We start from the raw sequence: 14,941 nt of genomic DNA, 5'->3' as shown, positions 1-14,941 counted from the left end.
AGGTAGGCCTGCGCCAGTTCATCGGGCCGGCCGACGCGGCCGACCGGCAGCGTGCCGCCGACGCGTGCGAGCGTGGCCGCACGGGCCGCGTCGCCGTCGGCGCCCCACAGCGGCGTGTCGATCGCGCCGGGGCTGACGATGTTGACGCGCCGCGGCGCCAGTTCCTTCGCGAGCTGCCTGCCGGCGGCGTCGACCGCGGCATTCAGGCTGCCCTTCAGCAGCCCGCCGGGGCTCGGCTTGCGCGCCAGCTGGCCCGAGGTCAGCGTGATCGAGGCCGTCGGCGCGAGCACCGGCAGCGCCGCCCGGATGGCACGCAGGCTGCCGAACAGCTTGACCTGGTAGGCGGTCAGCAGCTCGGCGTCGGTGAGCTGCTCGAGCCGCGGCGAGCCGACGCGTGCGCCGGGCGTCAACACCAGGTGGTCGATCGCGCCGGTGCGCTGGAAGGCCTGCACGACGCTCGCGTCGTCGGTGAGGTCGCAGGCGATCGGCGTGTGGCGGCCGAGCGCGGTGACGCGGGCGCCGGCCGCCTCGGCCGCCACGGCGACCGCCCGGCCGATGCCGGAGCTGCCGCCGACCACGACGACGTGCTGGCCGTCGAAGCGAAGGGAAGTGATGTTCATCGGGCGTCCTGCGGGTTCAGTTGGCGATCACGCCGAGCTGCTGCATCAGCGTCAGGTTGTCTTCGAGATGCCAGTTCTCGGCAATCCGGCCCGCCTCGACGCGGTAGAGATCGAAGGCCTGGAAATCGACCACCTGGCCGCTGCCCGGCCGGCCGGCGAAGCTGCCGGTGAAATGGCCGCGGAAGTGCAGGTGCACGCCGACGCGGTCGCCGCTGGCCACCAGGTCGTCGATCTCGGCGCGCAGGTCGGGCACGGCTGCGCGGAAGGCCTTCGATGCAGCCAGCGGGCCGTCCGGGCCCTGCGGGCGGCCGGCGGGCAAGGTGCGATCGATGAAGCCCGGCGACAGCGCGGCCTGTGCATGGCGGGCCTCTCCGGTGTCCCAGAAGGCGGCATAGCGGCGTGCGGCCAGCACGGCGTCTGCACTGCCGGGCGCGGCAGCGAGGTGGTGGGGTCGAGGCAGGTCGTCAGCGGCAGTCGCGACGCCACACAGGGCGGTCAGCGCGGCGGCAGCGGCAAGGGTTTTCATGGTGGGTCGTCTGGAAGGCACACGCGATTCGTGCATGGAGCGCATTCTTCTGCCGGTGCACCGGCACCGGAAGTGGCCTCGCGGCAGAAGCACCTTCTTGCGGCGTTTGCAAATCCCCACCTGCAGCAACATCAGGCCTGCCAGGGCGCCTGCGCTTCGCCATCCACCCCATACCGCGTCGCCGCCTGCGCGAGCACCCCGCGCTCCAGCGCGCCCTCGCGCACCAGCGCCTGCAGCGCCGCCAGCACCACCTGGTGCCGGTCGACCTCGAAGAAGCGGCGCAGCTGCTGGCGCGTGTCGCTGCGGCCGAAGCCGTCGGTGCCGAGCGTCGCGTAGCGTGCCGGTACGTACTCGGCGATCAGCTGCGGCCAGGCCCGCACGTAGTCGGTCGCGGCGATCACCGGGTCCTTGCCCGCGAGCAGTGTCGCGACGTGCGACACCGCCGGCATGCCACCGAGCCGCTCCCGCCGATCGGCCTCGCGCGCATCGCGAGCAAGTTCGCTGAAGCTCGTCACGCTGAACACCTCGCTCGCCACCTGCCAGTCGGCGGCCAGCAGGTCGGCCGCGGCCATCACCTCGCGCAGGATCGCGCCGCTGCCCAGCAGCCGCACACGGCTCGCCTTCTGTCCCTTCTTCTTTCCGACCGGGTGCTCCGCCAGCCGGTACATGCCGCGCAGCAGGTCGGCATGCGCCGCGTCGGGCAGCGACGGCTGCGCGTAGTTCTCGTTCATCAGCGTGAGGTAGTGGAACTCGTCGCGCTGTTCCTCCAGCATGCGGCGCGCCGCATGGTCCATGATCACCGCGACCTCGCCCGCGAAGGCAGGATCCCACGCACGGCAGTTCGGCACCGTCGAGGCCATCACCAGGCTGCTGCCGTCCTGGTGCTGCAGGCCCTCGCCGCCGAGCGTCGTGCGCCCCGCCGTCGCGCCGAACAGGAAACCGCGCACGCGCTGGTCGGCCGCGGCCCAGATCAGGTCGCCCACGCGCTGGAAGCCGAACATCGAGTAGTAGATGTACATCGGCAGCATCGGCAGCCCGTGCACGCTGTACGAGGTGCCGGCCGCGATCCATGACGCGAGCGCGCCGGCCTCGGTGATGCCTTCCTCCAGCAGCTGCCCGTCCTTCGCTTCGCGGTATGACAGCATCGAGCCCGCATCCTCCGGTTCGTACAGCTGCCCGTGCGGCGAATAGATGCCGATCTGCCGGAACAGGCTCGCCATGCCGAAGGTGCGCGCCTCATCGGCGACGATCGGCACGATGCGCGGCCCGAGCGCCTCGTCCTTCAGCAGCCCGGCGAACATGCGCACGGCAGCCATCGTCGTCGACATCTCCTTGCCGTCGGCCTGCAGCGCGAAACCGCCCCAGCCGGCCAGCGGCGGCACCGGCAGCACCGGCGCCTGCGGCTTGCGCGCCGGCAGCGCGCCGCCGAGCGCGCGGCGGCGCTCGTGCAGGTAGGCCATCTCGGGGCTGTCGTCGGCCGGCTTGTAGAAGCGCAGCGCGGCCACGTCGTCGTCGGACAAGGGCAGCGCGAAGCGGTCGCGGAAGGCCTTCAGCGCGCTCACGTCGAGCTTCTTCGCCTGGTGCGAGGTCATGCGCGATTCGCCGACGCCGCCCATGCCGAAGCCCTTCTTGGTCTTCGCGAGGATCACCGTCGGCCGGCCCTTGTGCGCCCGCGCCGCCGCGAAGGCCGCATGCAGCTTGCGGAAGTCGTGCCCGCCGCGCTTCAGCGCATCGATCTCGTCGACGCCCATGTGCGCCACCAGCGCCTGCACCTGCGGATCCTGGCGGAAGAAGTGCTCGACGTTGTAGGCGCCGTCGTTCGCGCCCAGCGTCTGGTACTGGCCGTCGACGGTGGCGGCCAGGCGCTGCAGCAGCACGTGCTGGGTGTCGCGCGCGAAGAGGGCATCCCAGTCGGAACCCCACAGCACCTTGATGACGTTCCAGCCGGCACCGGTGAACAGCGACTCGAGCTCCTGGATGATCTGGCCGTTGCCGCGCACCGGGCCGTCCAGCCGCTGCAGGTTGCAGTTGACGATGAAGGTCAGGTTGTCGAGCTGCTCGCGCGCGGCGAGCGTGAGCCCGGCGATCGATTCCGGCTCGTCCATCTCGCCGTCGCCGAACACGCCCCACACATGGCGCTGCGCGGTGTCGGCCAGGCCGCGGTGCGCCAGGTAGCGCATGAAGCGCGCCTGGTACACCGCGCTCAGCGGGCCCAGCCCCATCGAGCCGGTCGGGAACTGCCAGAACTCCGGCATCAGCCACGGGTGCGGGTACGAGCACAGGCCGTGGCCGCCGACCTCCTGGCGGTAGTTCGCGAGCTGCTCCTCGCTGAGCCGGCCCTCGAGGAAGGCACGCGAATACACGCCCGGCGCCGAATGCGGCTGGAAGTACACCAGGTCGGCGTCGCGGCCGCCCGGCGTGCGGCTGTCGTCGCCGCGGAAGAAGTGGTTGAAGCCCACTTCGAACAGCTCGGCCGCCGAGGCATAGCTCGCGATGTGGCCGCCCAGCTCGCCATAGGCCTGGTTCGCGCGCACCACCATCGCGAGCGCGTTCCAGCGTGTGATCGTGGTGAGCCGCTCCTCGATCGCGAGGTCGCCGGGATAGTGACCCTGCCGCTCGAGCGGGATGGTGTTGCGGTAGGCCGAATACGGCTGCACGTGCGGCACGATGCCCAGCTGCTGCGCCTGCTCCTCCAGCTGCTCCAGCAGGTACAGGCCGCGCTCGCTGCCGCCCTCGGCGACGGCGGCGCGCAGCGCGTCGAGCCACTCCTTCGTCTCCAGCGGATCGGTGTCGCTCGCGGCCTGGGCGAGCAGGTGGCGGGGGGTCTGGCCGTTCATGGGGGCATCCTGCAGCGGGGGAGCCGAGACTATAGAAGCAACACCCCGAAACCGTCTCCCGCAGGACATTGCATAGACTCGCCCACCCGGCCCGCCGTTTGCCCGTGGTGGAGTTGCCGTATGGAAGGACCTTGATGTTGCGTTTCCGCCCCGACCCGATGCCCACCGTGCCCGGCTTCGAGCCGGCGCCCGCGTGGCGCCAGCGCCTGAAGCGTCTTGCTTTGAGGTATGCGCTGTGGTCGGCGCTCGCGGCCGCCGTGGCGGCCGTCGCGCTCGGCATCTACATCGCGGTGCTGCTGCGCATCACGCCCAGCGTCGACGACCTCAAGCTGGTGCAGGCGCAGCAGCCGAGCGTGCTGCTGTCGGCCGACGGCCAGCAGATCGCCAGCTTCCGGCGCGCCCAGCAGGAGCGGCTGACGCTCGACAAGGTCTCGCCCTTCGTCGTGAAGGCGCTGGTCGCCACCGAGGACAAGCGCTTCTACGATCACCACGGCATCGACTTCATCCGCTCGTTCGGCGCGGTGCTGCACAGCGCCACCGGCGACATGCAGGGCGGCTCCACCATCACGCAGCAGCTGGCGCGCAACCTGTTTCCCGACGAGGTCGGGCGCGCCCGCAACCTGCACCGCAAGGCCAAGGAGTGGGTCACGGCGATGCGCATCGAGCGCGTCTACGACAAGAAGCAGATCCTCGAGGCCTACCTGAACACCGCGCCGTTCCTGTACAACGCGGTCGGCATCGAGATGGCGGCGCGCACCTACTTCGACACCTCGGCGGCCGAGCTCGACGCGCTGCAGAGCGCGACGCTGGTCGGCATGCTGAAGGGCACGTACTACTACAACCCGGTGCAGCACCCCGAGCGCTCGCTCGCACGGCGCAACGTCGTGCTGTCGCAGATGGCGAAGGCGCAGGCGATCACCGACGAGCAGCTGCGCACGCTGAGCGCGCAGCCGCTGCAGCTGCACTGGAGCCGCCAGCCCGATTTCCCGGCCACCGCGCCGCACTTCGCGGCCTATGCGCGCAAATGGCTGCTCGACTGGGCCGACGAGCACGACCACGACCTCTACGCCGACGGCCTGGTGATCGAGACCACGCTCGACAGCCGGCTGCAGGACGAGGCGGTGCGCGCGGTGCAGGCGCAGGCCGATGCGCTGCAGCAGGTGGCCAATGTCGAATGGAGCCGCCCGGCGCTGCCGGCGGTGTCGACCGCGCCCGAGGCTTATGCGAAGCTGCTCGGCAAGGCCGAGCCGTTCGGCTGGCTGTGGACCGGACGGCGCGACCTCGTCACCGCGTTCCTGCGCGAGTCGCCGGAGTTCAAGCAGGCGGTCGACGCCGGTGCGGGCCCGGGGGAAGCGCTGGAGAAGCTGCGCGCCGACGCGCCGTTCATGGCGCGGCTGAAGGCGCAGAAGACGCGGCTGGAAGCCGGTTTCGTCGCGATGGACCCGCGCAACGGCGAGGTCCGCGCCTGGGTCGGCAGCCGCGATTTCGCGCTGGAGCAGTACGACCACGTCGCGCAGGCCGAGCGCCAGCCCGGCTCGACCTTCAAGCCCTTCGTCTACGGCGCGGCACTCGAGGCGGGGCTGACGCCCGACCGCACCTTCGTCGACGGGCCGGTCGAGGTGACGATGGGCGGCACCGTCTGGCGGCCGACCGACATGTCGGGCGCGACCGGCCAACCGATGACGATCCGCGACGGTCTGGCGCTGTCGAAGAACACCATCACCGCGCAGGTCATGCAGGAGGTGGGCATCCCGCGCGTGGTGGCGCTCGCGAAATCGCTGGGCGTCGACCAGAGCCCGCTGGAGGCCGTGCCGTCGCTCGCGCTCGGCACCAGCCCGGTCACGCTGCTGGAGATGGTGAACGCCTATGCGTCGATCGCGCAGGTGGGCAGCGTGCACAAGCCGGTGTTCGTCAAGCGCATCAAGGACCGCACGGGGCGGGTGATCGCCGAGTTCGGCGAGGCCCCGCGCCGCGGCATGTCGCCCGAGGCCGCGACCGACCTGATCGACATGATGCGCGGCGTGATCGCGCGCGGCACCGGCACGCAGGTCCGCACCCGCTTCGGCGTGACCGGCGACCTGGCCGGCAAGACCGGCACCACGCAGAAGAACACCGACGGCTGGTTCATCCTGATGCACCCGGAGCTGGTCGCGGGGGCGTGGGTCGGCTTCAACGATGCGCGCGTCACGCTGCGCAGCAGCTGGTGGGGCCAGGGCGGGCACAACGCGGTGCGGCTGGTCGGCGATTTCTTCCGCGATGCGCAGAAGAAGGGGCTGGTCGACCCGAAGGCGAGCTTCCCGCCGCCGCGTGTGCCGGTGCCGGCGTTCGACCCGGCGGCCTCGGCACCCGAGGGCACGAATGAGGGCCCCGGCGAGGGCGGCAGCCTCGATCCGGCCAATTCCGCCGACCAGCCGCCGAAGACCGCCGAGGAACTCGGGCAGGCGCTCAGCAACATGGGCCTGGACCCGAAGACCGGCGTGCCGCGCGCGCCCGGCGACCGGCCGCCGCGACCGCAGAATGAAGAGCCGATGCCGCCACCCGCGGCGCCGGCGGCTTCCGACAGCAGCCCATGAGGCTATCCATCACCTGACCAGGGAGAACCACTCGATGACGATTCCGATGACCTGGCTGCGCGGCGCGCAGCCTGTCCTGCTGGCCGTGCTGATCGCCGCGGCAGGAACGCTCCACGCGCAGACGGCGGCCGTACCCGAGCGGGCGGCCTCCGCCGTGCCGTCGACGCCGGCCGCGGCCTTGCGCAGCCTGCTCGATGCCGACCTGGCCGAGAACTTCCGCCGCGAGCCGATGTGGGCCAGCGTGCTGGGCGTCCCCGGCTACAACGCATTGCTGCCCGACCTGTCCGACGCCGAGCGGCAGCGCGAGCACGACTACGAGCGCGCGACGCTCGCGCGCGTGCAGGCGATCGACGCGGCGGGCCTGCACGGCCAGGACCGGGTGTCGCACCAGTTGCTGCTGGACAAGATGCGCATCGCCGTCGAGGCGCAGCAGTTCGGGCATGCGGACGAGCTGGCGCTGACCACGCTGTGGGGCATCCAGTCGATGATGCCGCTGGCCGCGCAGATGACGCCGATGCGCAGCGCGAACGACTACCGCGATTACACGTCGCGCGTGAAGGCGGTGCCGCGCTACGCCGAGCAGATTCAGCAGCGCCTCGTGCAGGGCCTGCAATCGGGCTGGGTGCAGCCGCAGGGCGTGGTCGATCGCACGATCGCCGGCATCGACGCGCACCTGGTGGCCGATGCCAACGACAGCGTGCTGCTGAAGCCGTTCGCCGCCTTCGTGCCGGCCGTGCCCGAGGACCAGCGCGACGCGTTGCTGCAGGCCGCGCGCGCCGCGGTGCGCGACGACTACCAGCCGGCGATGCGGCGGCTGCGCGAGTTCCTCGCGACGACCTACCGTCCGAAGGCGCCGGTCGACGTGGGCCTGTCGGCGTTGCCGGGCGGCGCCGCGTACTACGACTTCCTGATCCGCACCGGCATCGTGCAGGGGCTGGATGCCGGCAAGATCCACGCGCTCGGCCTGCGCGAGGTCGCTCGGCTGCGGCGCGAGATCGCCCAGGTGGCGCGGCAGACCGGCTTCAAGGGCAGCACGCAGGCCTTCATGCACTACGTGAGCCATGACAAGCGCTTCTTCTTCAAGTCGCAGGAGGAGTTGCTGGCGAGCTACCGCGCGATGTCGGCGCGCATCGATCCGCAGCTGCCGGCGCTGTTCCACACGGTGCCGCGCATGCCGTACCAGGTGCGCGGCATGTCGGCCTCGGAGGCGGTGAGCAGCACGGCGGCGAACTACACGCTGGGCTCGCTGGAGCTCGGCACGCCCGGCTACTTCACGGTGAATGCGCCCGGCTACGCCGGCGAACCGACCTGGGAGGTGGAGACGCTGTTCATGCACGAGGCGGTGCCGGGCCACCACCTGCAGGGCGCCCGGGCGGCCGAGGTCGAGGGCCTGCACGACTGGCGCCGCTATGCCGGCTGGAACGTGGCCTATGGCGAGGGCTGGGCGCTGTACGCCGAATCGCTGGGCTTCCAGCTCGGCATGTACCGCGATCCGTACCAGCACTACGGCCACCTGCAGGGGCAGCTGTTCCGTGCGGCGCGGCTGGTGGTCGACACCGGCATCCATGCCTACCGCTGGCCGCGCGCAAAGGCGGTCGACTACATGATCCGGCAGGCCGGGCTCGAACCGAAGAATGCCGCCAGCGAGGTCGACCGCTACTTCTCGAACCCGAGCCAGGCGCTGGGCTACCTGCTGGGCAAGCGCAAGCTGCTGGAGCTGCGCGATCGGTCGCAGCAGGCGCTGGGCGCGCGCTTCGACCTGCGCGACTTCCATGCGGTGGTCGTCGACAGCGGGACGATGCCGCTGGCAGTGCTGGAGCAGCGGATCGACGCATGGATCGCGCGTGGCGGCGGGCGGCCGGATGGCGATGGCTGAGCAAGCTGGGAGAATGCGCGGATGACGACTTCCCAGGACGCCCTGATCCAGATCGCCCGCCGCTACTCGCAGCTCGGCATGCAGGTGGCGAAGGCCTACCACCAGCGGCAGACCGAGCTGGAGCTCGACAAGGTGCTGATGCCCGATCGCCTGTCGACGCCCGCCGGCACCGCGGCGTCGATCGCGACGCTCGAGGAATTGCGCGAACTGACTGCGACGCACCGGCAGGCGTACCAGAAGCTGATGGTGGCGTTCGCCGGCGAAATGGCGAAGGCGCTGGAGGACTTGCCCGTGGCCGTGCGCGATGCCGAGCGCGACCGCATCGTCCCGATGCTGGAATGGCAGTTCAACGCGCAGCGCGAGTTCTACGAGAACCGTGCCCGGTGGATCGCCGCGGCGCAGCAGGTGTGCGAGCTGATCGACGAGCGTCGGGCCAAGCTCACCTTCACCGACGACGGCGTGCTGTTCGAGGCCGACGACGACCTCGACCGCTTCCAGGCCCTGATGACCTCGCTCGACGAGATGCAGCAGCGCGAGGGCGAGCAGCTGGCGCAGCGCGTCGAGCGGATGAAGCGCTCGGCCGCGGCGCTCGGGATGACCATCAGCGAGTAGGTGAGCTGGCAGGTTGTGCGCACCGGCCCTGCGCGCATTGCAAGGCCTTTGCGTTGCGGCAGCGGCAGGAGGACTACGATGGGCCTCAACTTGTCGAGACCCTCATGAACCAATTCCTGCTTCAACCCGCCGCCACGATCACGGCCGCGCTGATCACCAACCCGGCACCCGGCGTGTCGCGCACCCGCATCGAGGACATGGGCGCGCTGTTCACCGCGGTCTACAACGAACTGGCCAAGGCGGCCGCCGACGAAGCCGCACGGACCAAGGCCGTGCCGGCGGCGGCCTGAGGCCGAGGCCCGTTTCAGCGGGCTGTCAGCGGTTCTGCTGCGGCGGCCGGCCGAGGTGGCGGAACGTGATCCGCCCCTTGCTCAGGTCGTACGGCGACATCTCCAGCGACACGTTGTCGCCGGCCAGGATGCGGATGTGATGCTTGCGCATGCGTCCCGACGTGTAGGCCACCAGCTTGTGGCCGTTCTCCAGCGTCACGCGAAAACGCGAGTCCGGCAGGATTTCGTTGACGACGCCGCTCATTTCGATCAGTTCTTCCTTGGCCATGAGGACACTCCTTAGGGGTTGGATGGTGAAGGCACGGCCACGCTGCGGCCGGCGACCCAGGCGAGGCCCTGGTCGGTGGCATAGCGCAGTGCGGCGCGGGCGGTGTTGAAGAGCGGCGAGAAGCGCATGACCCGGTCATGGGTGGCGCTGCCTTGGCCGCTGCGGATGGAGACGGCGGCCTGATGGCGGCCGTCGCTGCGGGAATGGCTGAGTGGCGAGACGAGGTATCTGCCGATTTCGATCGAGGTCTTGATGCAGTTCTTTCTAGGGCGCGACCGGCCTGCAGGTGCTCCCGTGGAGGGCTGCTGCAGCGTCGATCGGTGATGGGGCGTCGATGTCGTCAGATGATGCAGCCCGCGGGACAGGCCGCCCGACACGCGCCAGGAGGAAGCACGGAGTCTACCACTCGGGCTCTTTCGACGCTGGCCGGGTTATCCGACCCGGCGGGTCAGTCGTCCGACTCCGCAGGGGCGAGCAGCGCTTCGCACTGGCGGCACAGCCAGTGGGCTCGCAGCAGCACCGCACCCGGCCGCGCATCGTCGTGCCGCAACCGCTGGAACACGGTGAAGCCGGCTGCCGCCGCGCGCCCGCACGCCGCCATCCATTGCTGCTGCCAGGCCGCGACGCGCTCGGCCACGATGCCTCGTTCGGCCTGCGCATGCAGCGTGCGGCGCACCTCGCGCAATGCGCCGGGCAGCTCGATCGCCGCGACCGAGGCGGGGTCCGGCCCCGGCGCGCCGTGCGCGGCGGCGAGCGGTGCGCCGTCGGGCGCCGCGTCGAAGTGCAGCACGTCGAGTCGCGCCGGTTCGACCAGGCTCAGCGGTTGAGCGACCAGGCCGCGCTCGCCGGCCACGACCTGCGCGACCAGCAGCGTGCCCGCGGCCGGCGCGGCCAGTGCCTCGATGCGCCCGATCGCATGCGCGTTCAGTGCGCTGTACGCCAGCTCGGCATCGAGTCGCCGACCCGCCGCATCGAACAGCGGCCACACGAGCGCCTGGCGCGCCGCATCGAACCGTGCGCTGCCGAAGCGCGCCGGCCGCAGCACCGCCCAGTCGCGCAAGGGATCGGGCTCGGCCAGCAGGCTGCGTCGTGCGGCACTGCGTTCGCCGGCCAGCGCAGCCCAGTCGTCGCACACCGGCAACCGGTCCTGCAAGGGCACCGGACCGGCACTGGCGGTGGCCTGGCAGCCATCGGCCGTCGAGATGCGGCCGGTCGGGCCGATCTGCGCGCCGATCAGCGTGAGGCTGCGCCCGCTCAGTTGCGCAGGCGACGCGACACCGGCCCACGGTCCGGCCGCTCGGTAGCTGGTGCGCGGGTCGAAGCCGTGCTGCGCCTGCGGCCGGGCCAGCGAGCACGACAGGAAGGCCTGGTCCGCCGGCGACCAGAACAGCATCGTCAGCCCGTGGTAGCCGGAGCCGGTGCGCCAGGCATGGGCGCCCAGCCCCAGCAGCTCCAGCCTGCCCGACGCGGCATAGCGGCCGCGCGCCCGCCCGACCAGCGCGACCGGCGCGGCGCCACGCGCCGCCGCGGCGTCCAGCGCCGAGACCAGCGCGAAGCCGAGTGCCAGTTCGTCGAGCAGCCGCTGCTCATCGGCACCGGCCGCGCGCTCGAGCAGCAGCTCGATGTGGTCGGCCACGCGGCGCAGCAGCAGCGCGAGCCGCGGGTAGTCGGCCCCCTGTGCCCACACAGCCAGCGTCGCGAAGCGCTCGTGCAGGCCCTGCGAGCCGTGCGACAGCCCGAGCTCGACGCTGTCGGCGAACAGCTGCAGCGCGCTGGCACGCAGCCGCTCGCGCGAGCGTTCCTGCGATTCGACGGCGCCGGGCACCGGCGCATGGCCGCGGCCGAGGTCGAGCGCGGCGGTGCGCGGCGACACCTCCGGCGGCTGCAGCTCGACGCCGCGCGCGCGCTGGAAGGCCAGCACTGCGGCGACCTGGTACTTCTCGATCTGCGCCAGCGCGGCATCGGCGACCAGCGCCTCGACGCCGCCGCCCATGAAGCGAAAACGCATGCGCGGCTGCGTGAACTCGATCAGCACATGGCGCTCGCCGTGCAGGCGCAGCGTCTGCGGATCCATGTCCTGCACGAACTGCCAGGCCCAGCGATGGCCGGCGCGGCCGGCGTGCGCGACCAGCTGCTGCGGCGTGAAGGCGAGCAGCGCCGCCTCGATCGCCGCCAGTTCGTCCGCGGGCGTCGGCGACGGCGCGGTGCCGCCCATGCGCTGCAGTCCGATCGCCGCGGCCAGGATGTGCTGGCAGACGCCGCTGGCCTGGCAGCTGCAACGTGCATGCGCCGGCCCGCGTGCATCGAAGCGGATGCGCAGTTCGCCGAGGCCGAGCGTCAGGGCGTCGGCAGCGTCGTCGTGCACGGTGACGGCCTGCGTCTCCAGGTCCTTGCGGGCGCGCCGCAACAGCCCGCGGTTCGCGAGCGCGATGTAGGCGTCGTCGTCGAAACGCGCCAGCTGCTGCTGCAGGTCGGCCCGCAAGCTCATGAGATCAGCTTCACCAGCCATTGCGCCAGGTGCTGCGGCGTCAGCGCGGCGATCTCCATGCCGCAGGGCGCCAGCTGCTGCGCCATCGCCTCGTCGTACACCGGGTGCGCCTGGCCGTCCAGCGCGGCCAGCCCGAGCAGCTTCACGCGCGCCTCGGCCAGCTTCTTCACCGCGCCGAGCAACTCGCCGGGCGGTGCGCCTTCGCAAAAATCGCTGACCAGCACCAGCACCGTGCGCTGCGGCGTCTCGACCAGCTGACCGCAGTAGCGCAGCGCGCGCGCGATGTGGGTGCCGCCGCCCAGCTGCACCCGCATCAGCGCCTCGACCGGGTCGTCGACATGGTCCGACAGGTCGACCACGTTGGTATCGAACACCACCAGCTTGACGCGGAAGGCCGGCAACGCCGCCAGGATGCCGGCCATCACCGCGCTGTGGATCACCGAGTCGACCATGCTGCCGCTCTGGTCGACGCACAGGATGACGTCCCACGGCAGGCGCCGCGTGTTGCGCTCGAAGAAGCGCAGCTGCTCGATCACCAGCTGGCCGCGTTCGCGGTCGAAGTGCTTCAGGTTGCGGCGCAGCGTGTCGAGCGCGTCGAAGTTGCGCGCCACCGCCATCGGCGAGTGGCGCTGCCGGTTCAGCCGGCCCGACAGCGTCTGCCGCACCTTCGGTTCGAGCTGGCGGCGGATCTCGTCGACCACCTGGCGCACGATGCGCCGCGCGATGTGCAGCACCTCGCCCTTCAGGTGGTGGCGCAGCGTCAACAGCGTGCGCAACAGCTGCTGGTTCGGCTCCAGCCGCTCCAGCGTCTGCGGGTCGGTGACCAGCTCGGTCAGGCCGTAGCGGTCGAGCGCATGCTTCTCGATCACCTGCACCGTGTCGTTCGGGAACAGCTCGCGCACCTCGCCGAGCCAGGTCACCAGCGTCAGTTGTGACGCATCCAGCGAGCCCGGCTGCGCCGGCTCGCGCACCCCGCGGCCGCGGTACTCGCGGCCGTACAGGAACTCGAGCGCCTGGTCGAGCCGGGCCGGCGTGCCGCCGAGGCGGCTGCCCTGCGCGCCGCCGTGCAGCCCGTTCTGCGCAAACTTGCCGAGCACGAGCCGCCAGCGGTCCAGCGTCGTCATGACAGCCACGCTGCGAGGCCGTCGCCGGCCAGCACCTCGGCCAGCGTCTGCGACAGCGCGAGGTTCGCCTGCAGCTGGTTCGCCGACAGGTCGTGGCGCACCAGCGGGCCGAGGCCCTCGCGGCCATGCCTCTGTGCAACGGCGTGTGCGATGCGGTCGGTCTCGCGCGGCGTCATGCCGGCGAACGCGAGCCGCAGCTCCGGCAGGCTCGCGATGAAGTCAGGCTCAGGCCATTGCGCGAGCAACTCGTCGACCACCACCAGCAGCGCCGGTTCCTGCCACGCCAGTTCGCGCGCGGTGTCGAGCAGGCCGCGCAGGAACGCGACCGCCTGCTGCACCGCGAGCAGGCCCCCCAGGTGGCCTTGCAGCGCGGCGCGCAGCTGCGCCGAGTCCAGCCGCCCGGCGGCATGCGCCAGGCCGGTCGCGGCACCGCGGATCAGCGCGCTGTCGTGGCTGCCGCGCAGCGTGTCGATCAGCGCGTCGTACAGGCTGCCGTCCAGGTGCCGCCCGGCCTCGCTGGCGAGCAGCTCGCGCAGCCGCGCCAGCGCACCGACCACCGCGTCGCGCTCCGGGCCGTCGCCGCGCAGCCCGCGCCCGAGGTAGATCGCCCGCTCATAGGCGGCTTGCAGCAGCGGCGGCAGCTCCGGCAGATCGCGCGCCTCCAGCGGTTCGCGCGATTCCCACAGCAGGCCCAGGCTGCCGGCCGCTGCGGTGACCGATGCGAAGTTCGCGTCCTCGCCGAGCGCCCGGTGCAGCACCGCCGCGACACCCGGCACCTGCTCGTGCAGCCCGAGCACGCAGGCCTGCGCCAGCCGGCCGGCGGCGCTGCGCGCATCGCGCGGCTGCACGCCCGATTCGAGGCGCGCCAGTTCCTGGCCGAAACGCTGAGCCACCGCGAGCGGCAGCGTCACGCCGTGCACCGAGGCCTCGACCAGCGCCGCCTCGGTGGCGGCGCTCCATTCCGTCTCCCAGTGCTCCTGCAGCCGGTCCAGCCCGGTGCCACGCACGAAATCCGGCCCCGCGCGGCGCGATCCGAACGGCACCTCCAGCAGCGCCAGGCCGTGCAACAGCCGGCTCGTCACGCGGTGCTCGGGCCGGCGATACAGCTCCAGCACCAGGCGCTGCGGCGTGCCGGTGTCGATCTTCAGGCGCTGCCGGCGCAGCCGCGCTTCGCAGTCGCGCACCAGCGGCGGCGTGCTGGCGCCGGGCGGCACGCGCCCGATCGCATCGCCGCTGAAATGCCGGCGCGCGACCGAGCGCACGAGCGCACCGTCTGCATCGGCATCGCCCTGGATGAAACAGCTGGTGACCGCATCCAGGACGTCGTCGCGCTGCGGGGCCGCGCGGCCCCGCAGTGCCGCGAGCCGCAGCGCCTGTTCGTGCGCGGCGGCCAGCGTCGGCAGCGGCAGCGGCAGGCCGTGGCGTTCGCGCAGCTCGGCGGCGATGTCCGACAGCAGCGTGAGCGTCACGTCGCGGCGCACCTGCGCATCGTCGACGCGGCCGATCCTCGCGCGCCGCTCCAGCGCGGTCCACAGCGCCTGGTGCCAGGCCGGCGCCGTCATGCCGGACGCGTAGCCGTTCAGGCGGTCCAGCCGATCGAAGCTGTAGCGGATCAGCGCCGAGGCCTGGTCGCGCACCGCGCGGCCGGCCCTGCGCGGTCGCGGCGGCGGTGCGTCGAGCAGGCCTGGCATCGCGACCGCATGGAAGCCGCCCAGCACCGCCAGCAC

General features: G+C 71.7%; 12 protein-coding genes. 4 read left to right on the top strand and 8 right to left on the bottom strand.

Annotated features, from left to right (window positions below; genetic code table 11):
- From AC1D1T_RS22130 to mdeB, 3 genes are all read right to left on the bottom strand, one after another.
- On the bottom strand, positions 1-620 hold a 620-nt coding region (locus AC1D1T_RS22130), incomplete at its 3' end, for an SDR family oxidoreductase (protein ID WP_477992494.1).
- A gap of 16 nt (positions 621-636) precedes the next feature.
- On the bottom strand, positions 637-1,146 hold the full coding sequence (locus AC1D1T_RS22125; RefSeq protein WP_477992493.1) for an ester cyclase: 510 nt from the start codon (positions 1,144-1,146) through the stop codon (positions 637-639).
- 131 nt (positions 1,147-1,277) lie between these two features.
- Entirely contained in the window at positions 1,278-3,983 is a 2,706-nt protein-coding gene (gene mdeB / locus AC1D1T_RS22120) for an alpha-ketoglutarate dehydrogenase (RefSeq protein WP_477824800.1), read from the bottom strand.
- A gap of 134 nt (positions 3,984-4,117) precedes the next feature.
- Here mdeB and AC1D1T_RS22115 point away from each other — a divergent pair, with 134 nt between their 5' ends.
- The 4 genes from AC1D1T_RS22115 to AC1D1T_RS22100 all read left to right on the top strand — a co-directional run bounded on the left by AC1D1T_RS22115 (position 4,118) and on the right by AC1D1T_RS22100 (position 9,334).
- Positions 4,118-6,556 carry a penicillin-binding protein 1A gene (locus tag AC1D1T_RS22115; RefSeq protein WP_477824799.1) on the top strand — a complete coding sequence of 813 codons (2,439 nt, stop codon included), beginning with the start codon at positions 4,118-4,120 and terminating at the stop codon, positions 6,554-6,556.
- Positions 6,557-6,590: 34 nt separating this feature from the next.
- Positions 6,591-8,432 (top strand): DUF885 domain-containing protein, encoded by a 1,842-nt coding sequence (locus tag AC1D1T_RS22110; protein ID WP_477824798.1) that lies wholly within the window; start codon positions 6,591-6,593, stop codon positions 8,430-8,432.
- A gap of 21 nt (positions 8,433-8,453) precedes the next feature.
- A complete protein-coding gene (locus tag AC1D1T_RS22105; protein WP_477824797.1) occupies positions 8,454-9,044 on the top strand; it encodes a hypothetical protein in 591 nt (196 codons plus the stop codon).
- A 104-nt stretch (positions 9,045-9,148) separates the two neighbouring features.
- Positions 9,149-9,334, top strand: coding sequence for a hypothetical protein (locus AC1D1T_RS22100; RefSeq protein WP_047501669.1), 186 nt, complete (start codon positions 9,149-9,151; stop codon positions 9,332-9,334).
- Positions 9,335-9,359: 25 nt separating this feature from the next.
- Here AC1D1T_RS22100 and infA read toward each other — a convergent pair whose 3' ends face one another.
- From infA to AC1D1T_RS22075, 5 genes are all read right to left on the bottom strand, one after another.
- Positions 9,360-9,602: a translation initiation factor IF-1 gene (infA, locus tag AC1D1T_RS22095; protein ID WP_047501667.1), complete on the bottom strand. Its 243-nt coding sequence runs from the start codon at positions 9,600-9,602 to the stop codon at positions 9,360-9,362.
- 11 nt (positions 9,603-9,613) lie between these two features.
- A complete protein-coding gene (locus AC1D1T_RS22090) occupies positions 9,614-9,979 on the bottom strand; it encodes a hypothetical protein (protein ID WP_465111493.1) in 366 nt (121 codons plus the stop codon).
- Between the two features lie 71 nt (positions 9,980-10,050).
- The gene (locus AC1D1T_RS22085) at positions 10,051-12,090 is read right to left on the bottom strand and encodes a YehQ C-terminal OB-fold domain-containing protein (protein WP_477824796.1); all 2,040 of its coding nucleotides are present in this window, start codon (positions 12,088-12,090) and stop codon (positions 10,051-10,053) included.
- The gene (locus tag AC1D1T_RS22080; protein WP_477824795.1) at positions 12,087-13,214 is read right to left on the bottom strand and encodes a VWA domain-containing protein; all 1,128 of its coding nucleotides are present in this window, start codon (positions 13,212-13,214) and stop codon (positions 12,087-12,089) included. Before AC1D1T_RS22080 ends, AC1D1T_RS22085 begins: the two co-directional genes overlap by 4 nt.
- On the bottom strand, positions 13,211-14,941 hold a 1,731-nt coding region (locus AC1D1T_RS22075; protein ID WP_477992492.1), incomplete at its 5' end, for a DUF5682 family protein. The genes AC1D1T_RS22075 and AC1D1T_RS22080, both read right to left, overlap by 4 nt.

This window comes from Rhizobacter sp. P2_H3, assembly GCF_056403355.1.
This window is presented reverse-complemented; position numbering and strand designations above follow the sequence as displayed.

What these genes read in the sequence shown, in the direction of transcription:
- AC1D1T_RS22125 (WP_477992493.1), bottom strand. Translation starts at nt 1,146, where the DNA reads ATGAAAACCCTTGCCGCTGCCGCCGCGCTGACCGCCCTGTGTGGCGTC.
- mdeB (WP_477824800.1), bottom strand. Translation starts at nt 3,983, where the DNA reads ATGAACGGCCAGACCCCCCGCCACCTGCTCGCCCAGGCCGCGAGCGAC.
- AC1D1T_RS22115 (WP_477824799.1), top strand. Translation starts at nt 4,118, where the DNA reads ATGTTGCGTTTCCGCCCCGACCCGATGCCCACCGTGCCCGGCTTCGAG.
- AC1D1T_RS22110 (WP_477824798.1), top strand. Translation starts at nt 6,591, where the DNA reads ATGACGATTCCGATGACCTGGCTGCGCGGCGCGCAGCCTGTCCTGCTG.
- AC1D1T_RS22105 (WP_477824797.1), top strand. Translation starts at nt 8,454, where the DNA reads ATGACGACTTCCCAGGACGCCCTGATCCAGATCGCCCGCCGCTACTCG.
- AC1D1T_RS22100 (WP_047501669.1), top strand. Translation starts at nt 9,149, where the DNA reads ATGAACCAATTCCTGCTTCAACCCGCCGCCACGATCACGGCCGCGCTG.
- infA (WP_047501667.1), bottom strand. Translation starts at nt 9,602, where the DNA reads ATGGCCAAGGAAGAACTGATCGAAATGAGCGGCGTCGTCAACGAAATC.
- AC1D1T_RS22085 (WP_477824796.1), bottom strand. Translation starts at nt 12,090, where the DNA reads ATGAGCTTGCGGGCCGACCTGCAGCAGCAGCTGGCGCGTTTCGACGAC.
- AC1D1T_RS22080 (WP_477824795.1), bottom strand. Translation starts at nt 13,214, where the DNA reads ATGACGACGCTGGACCGCTGGCGGCTCGTGCTCGGCAAGTTTGCGCAG.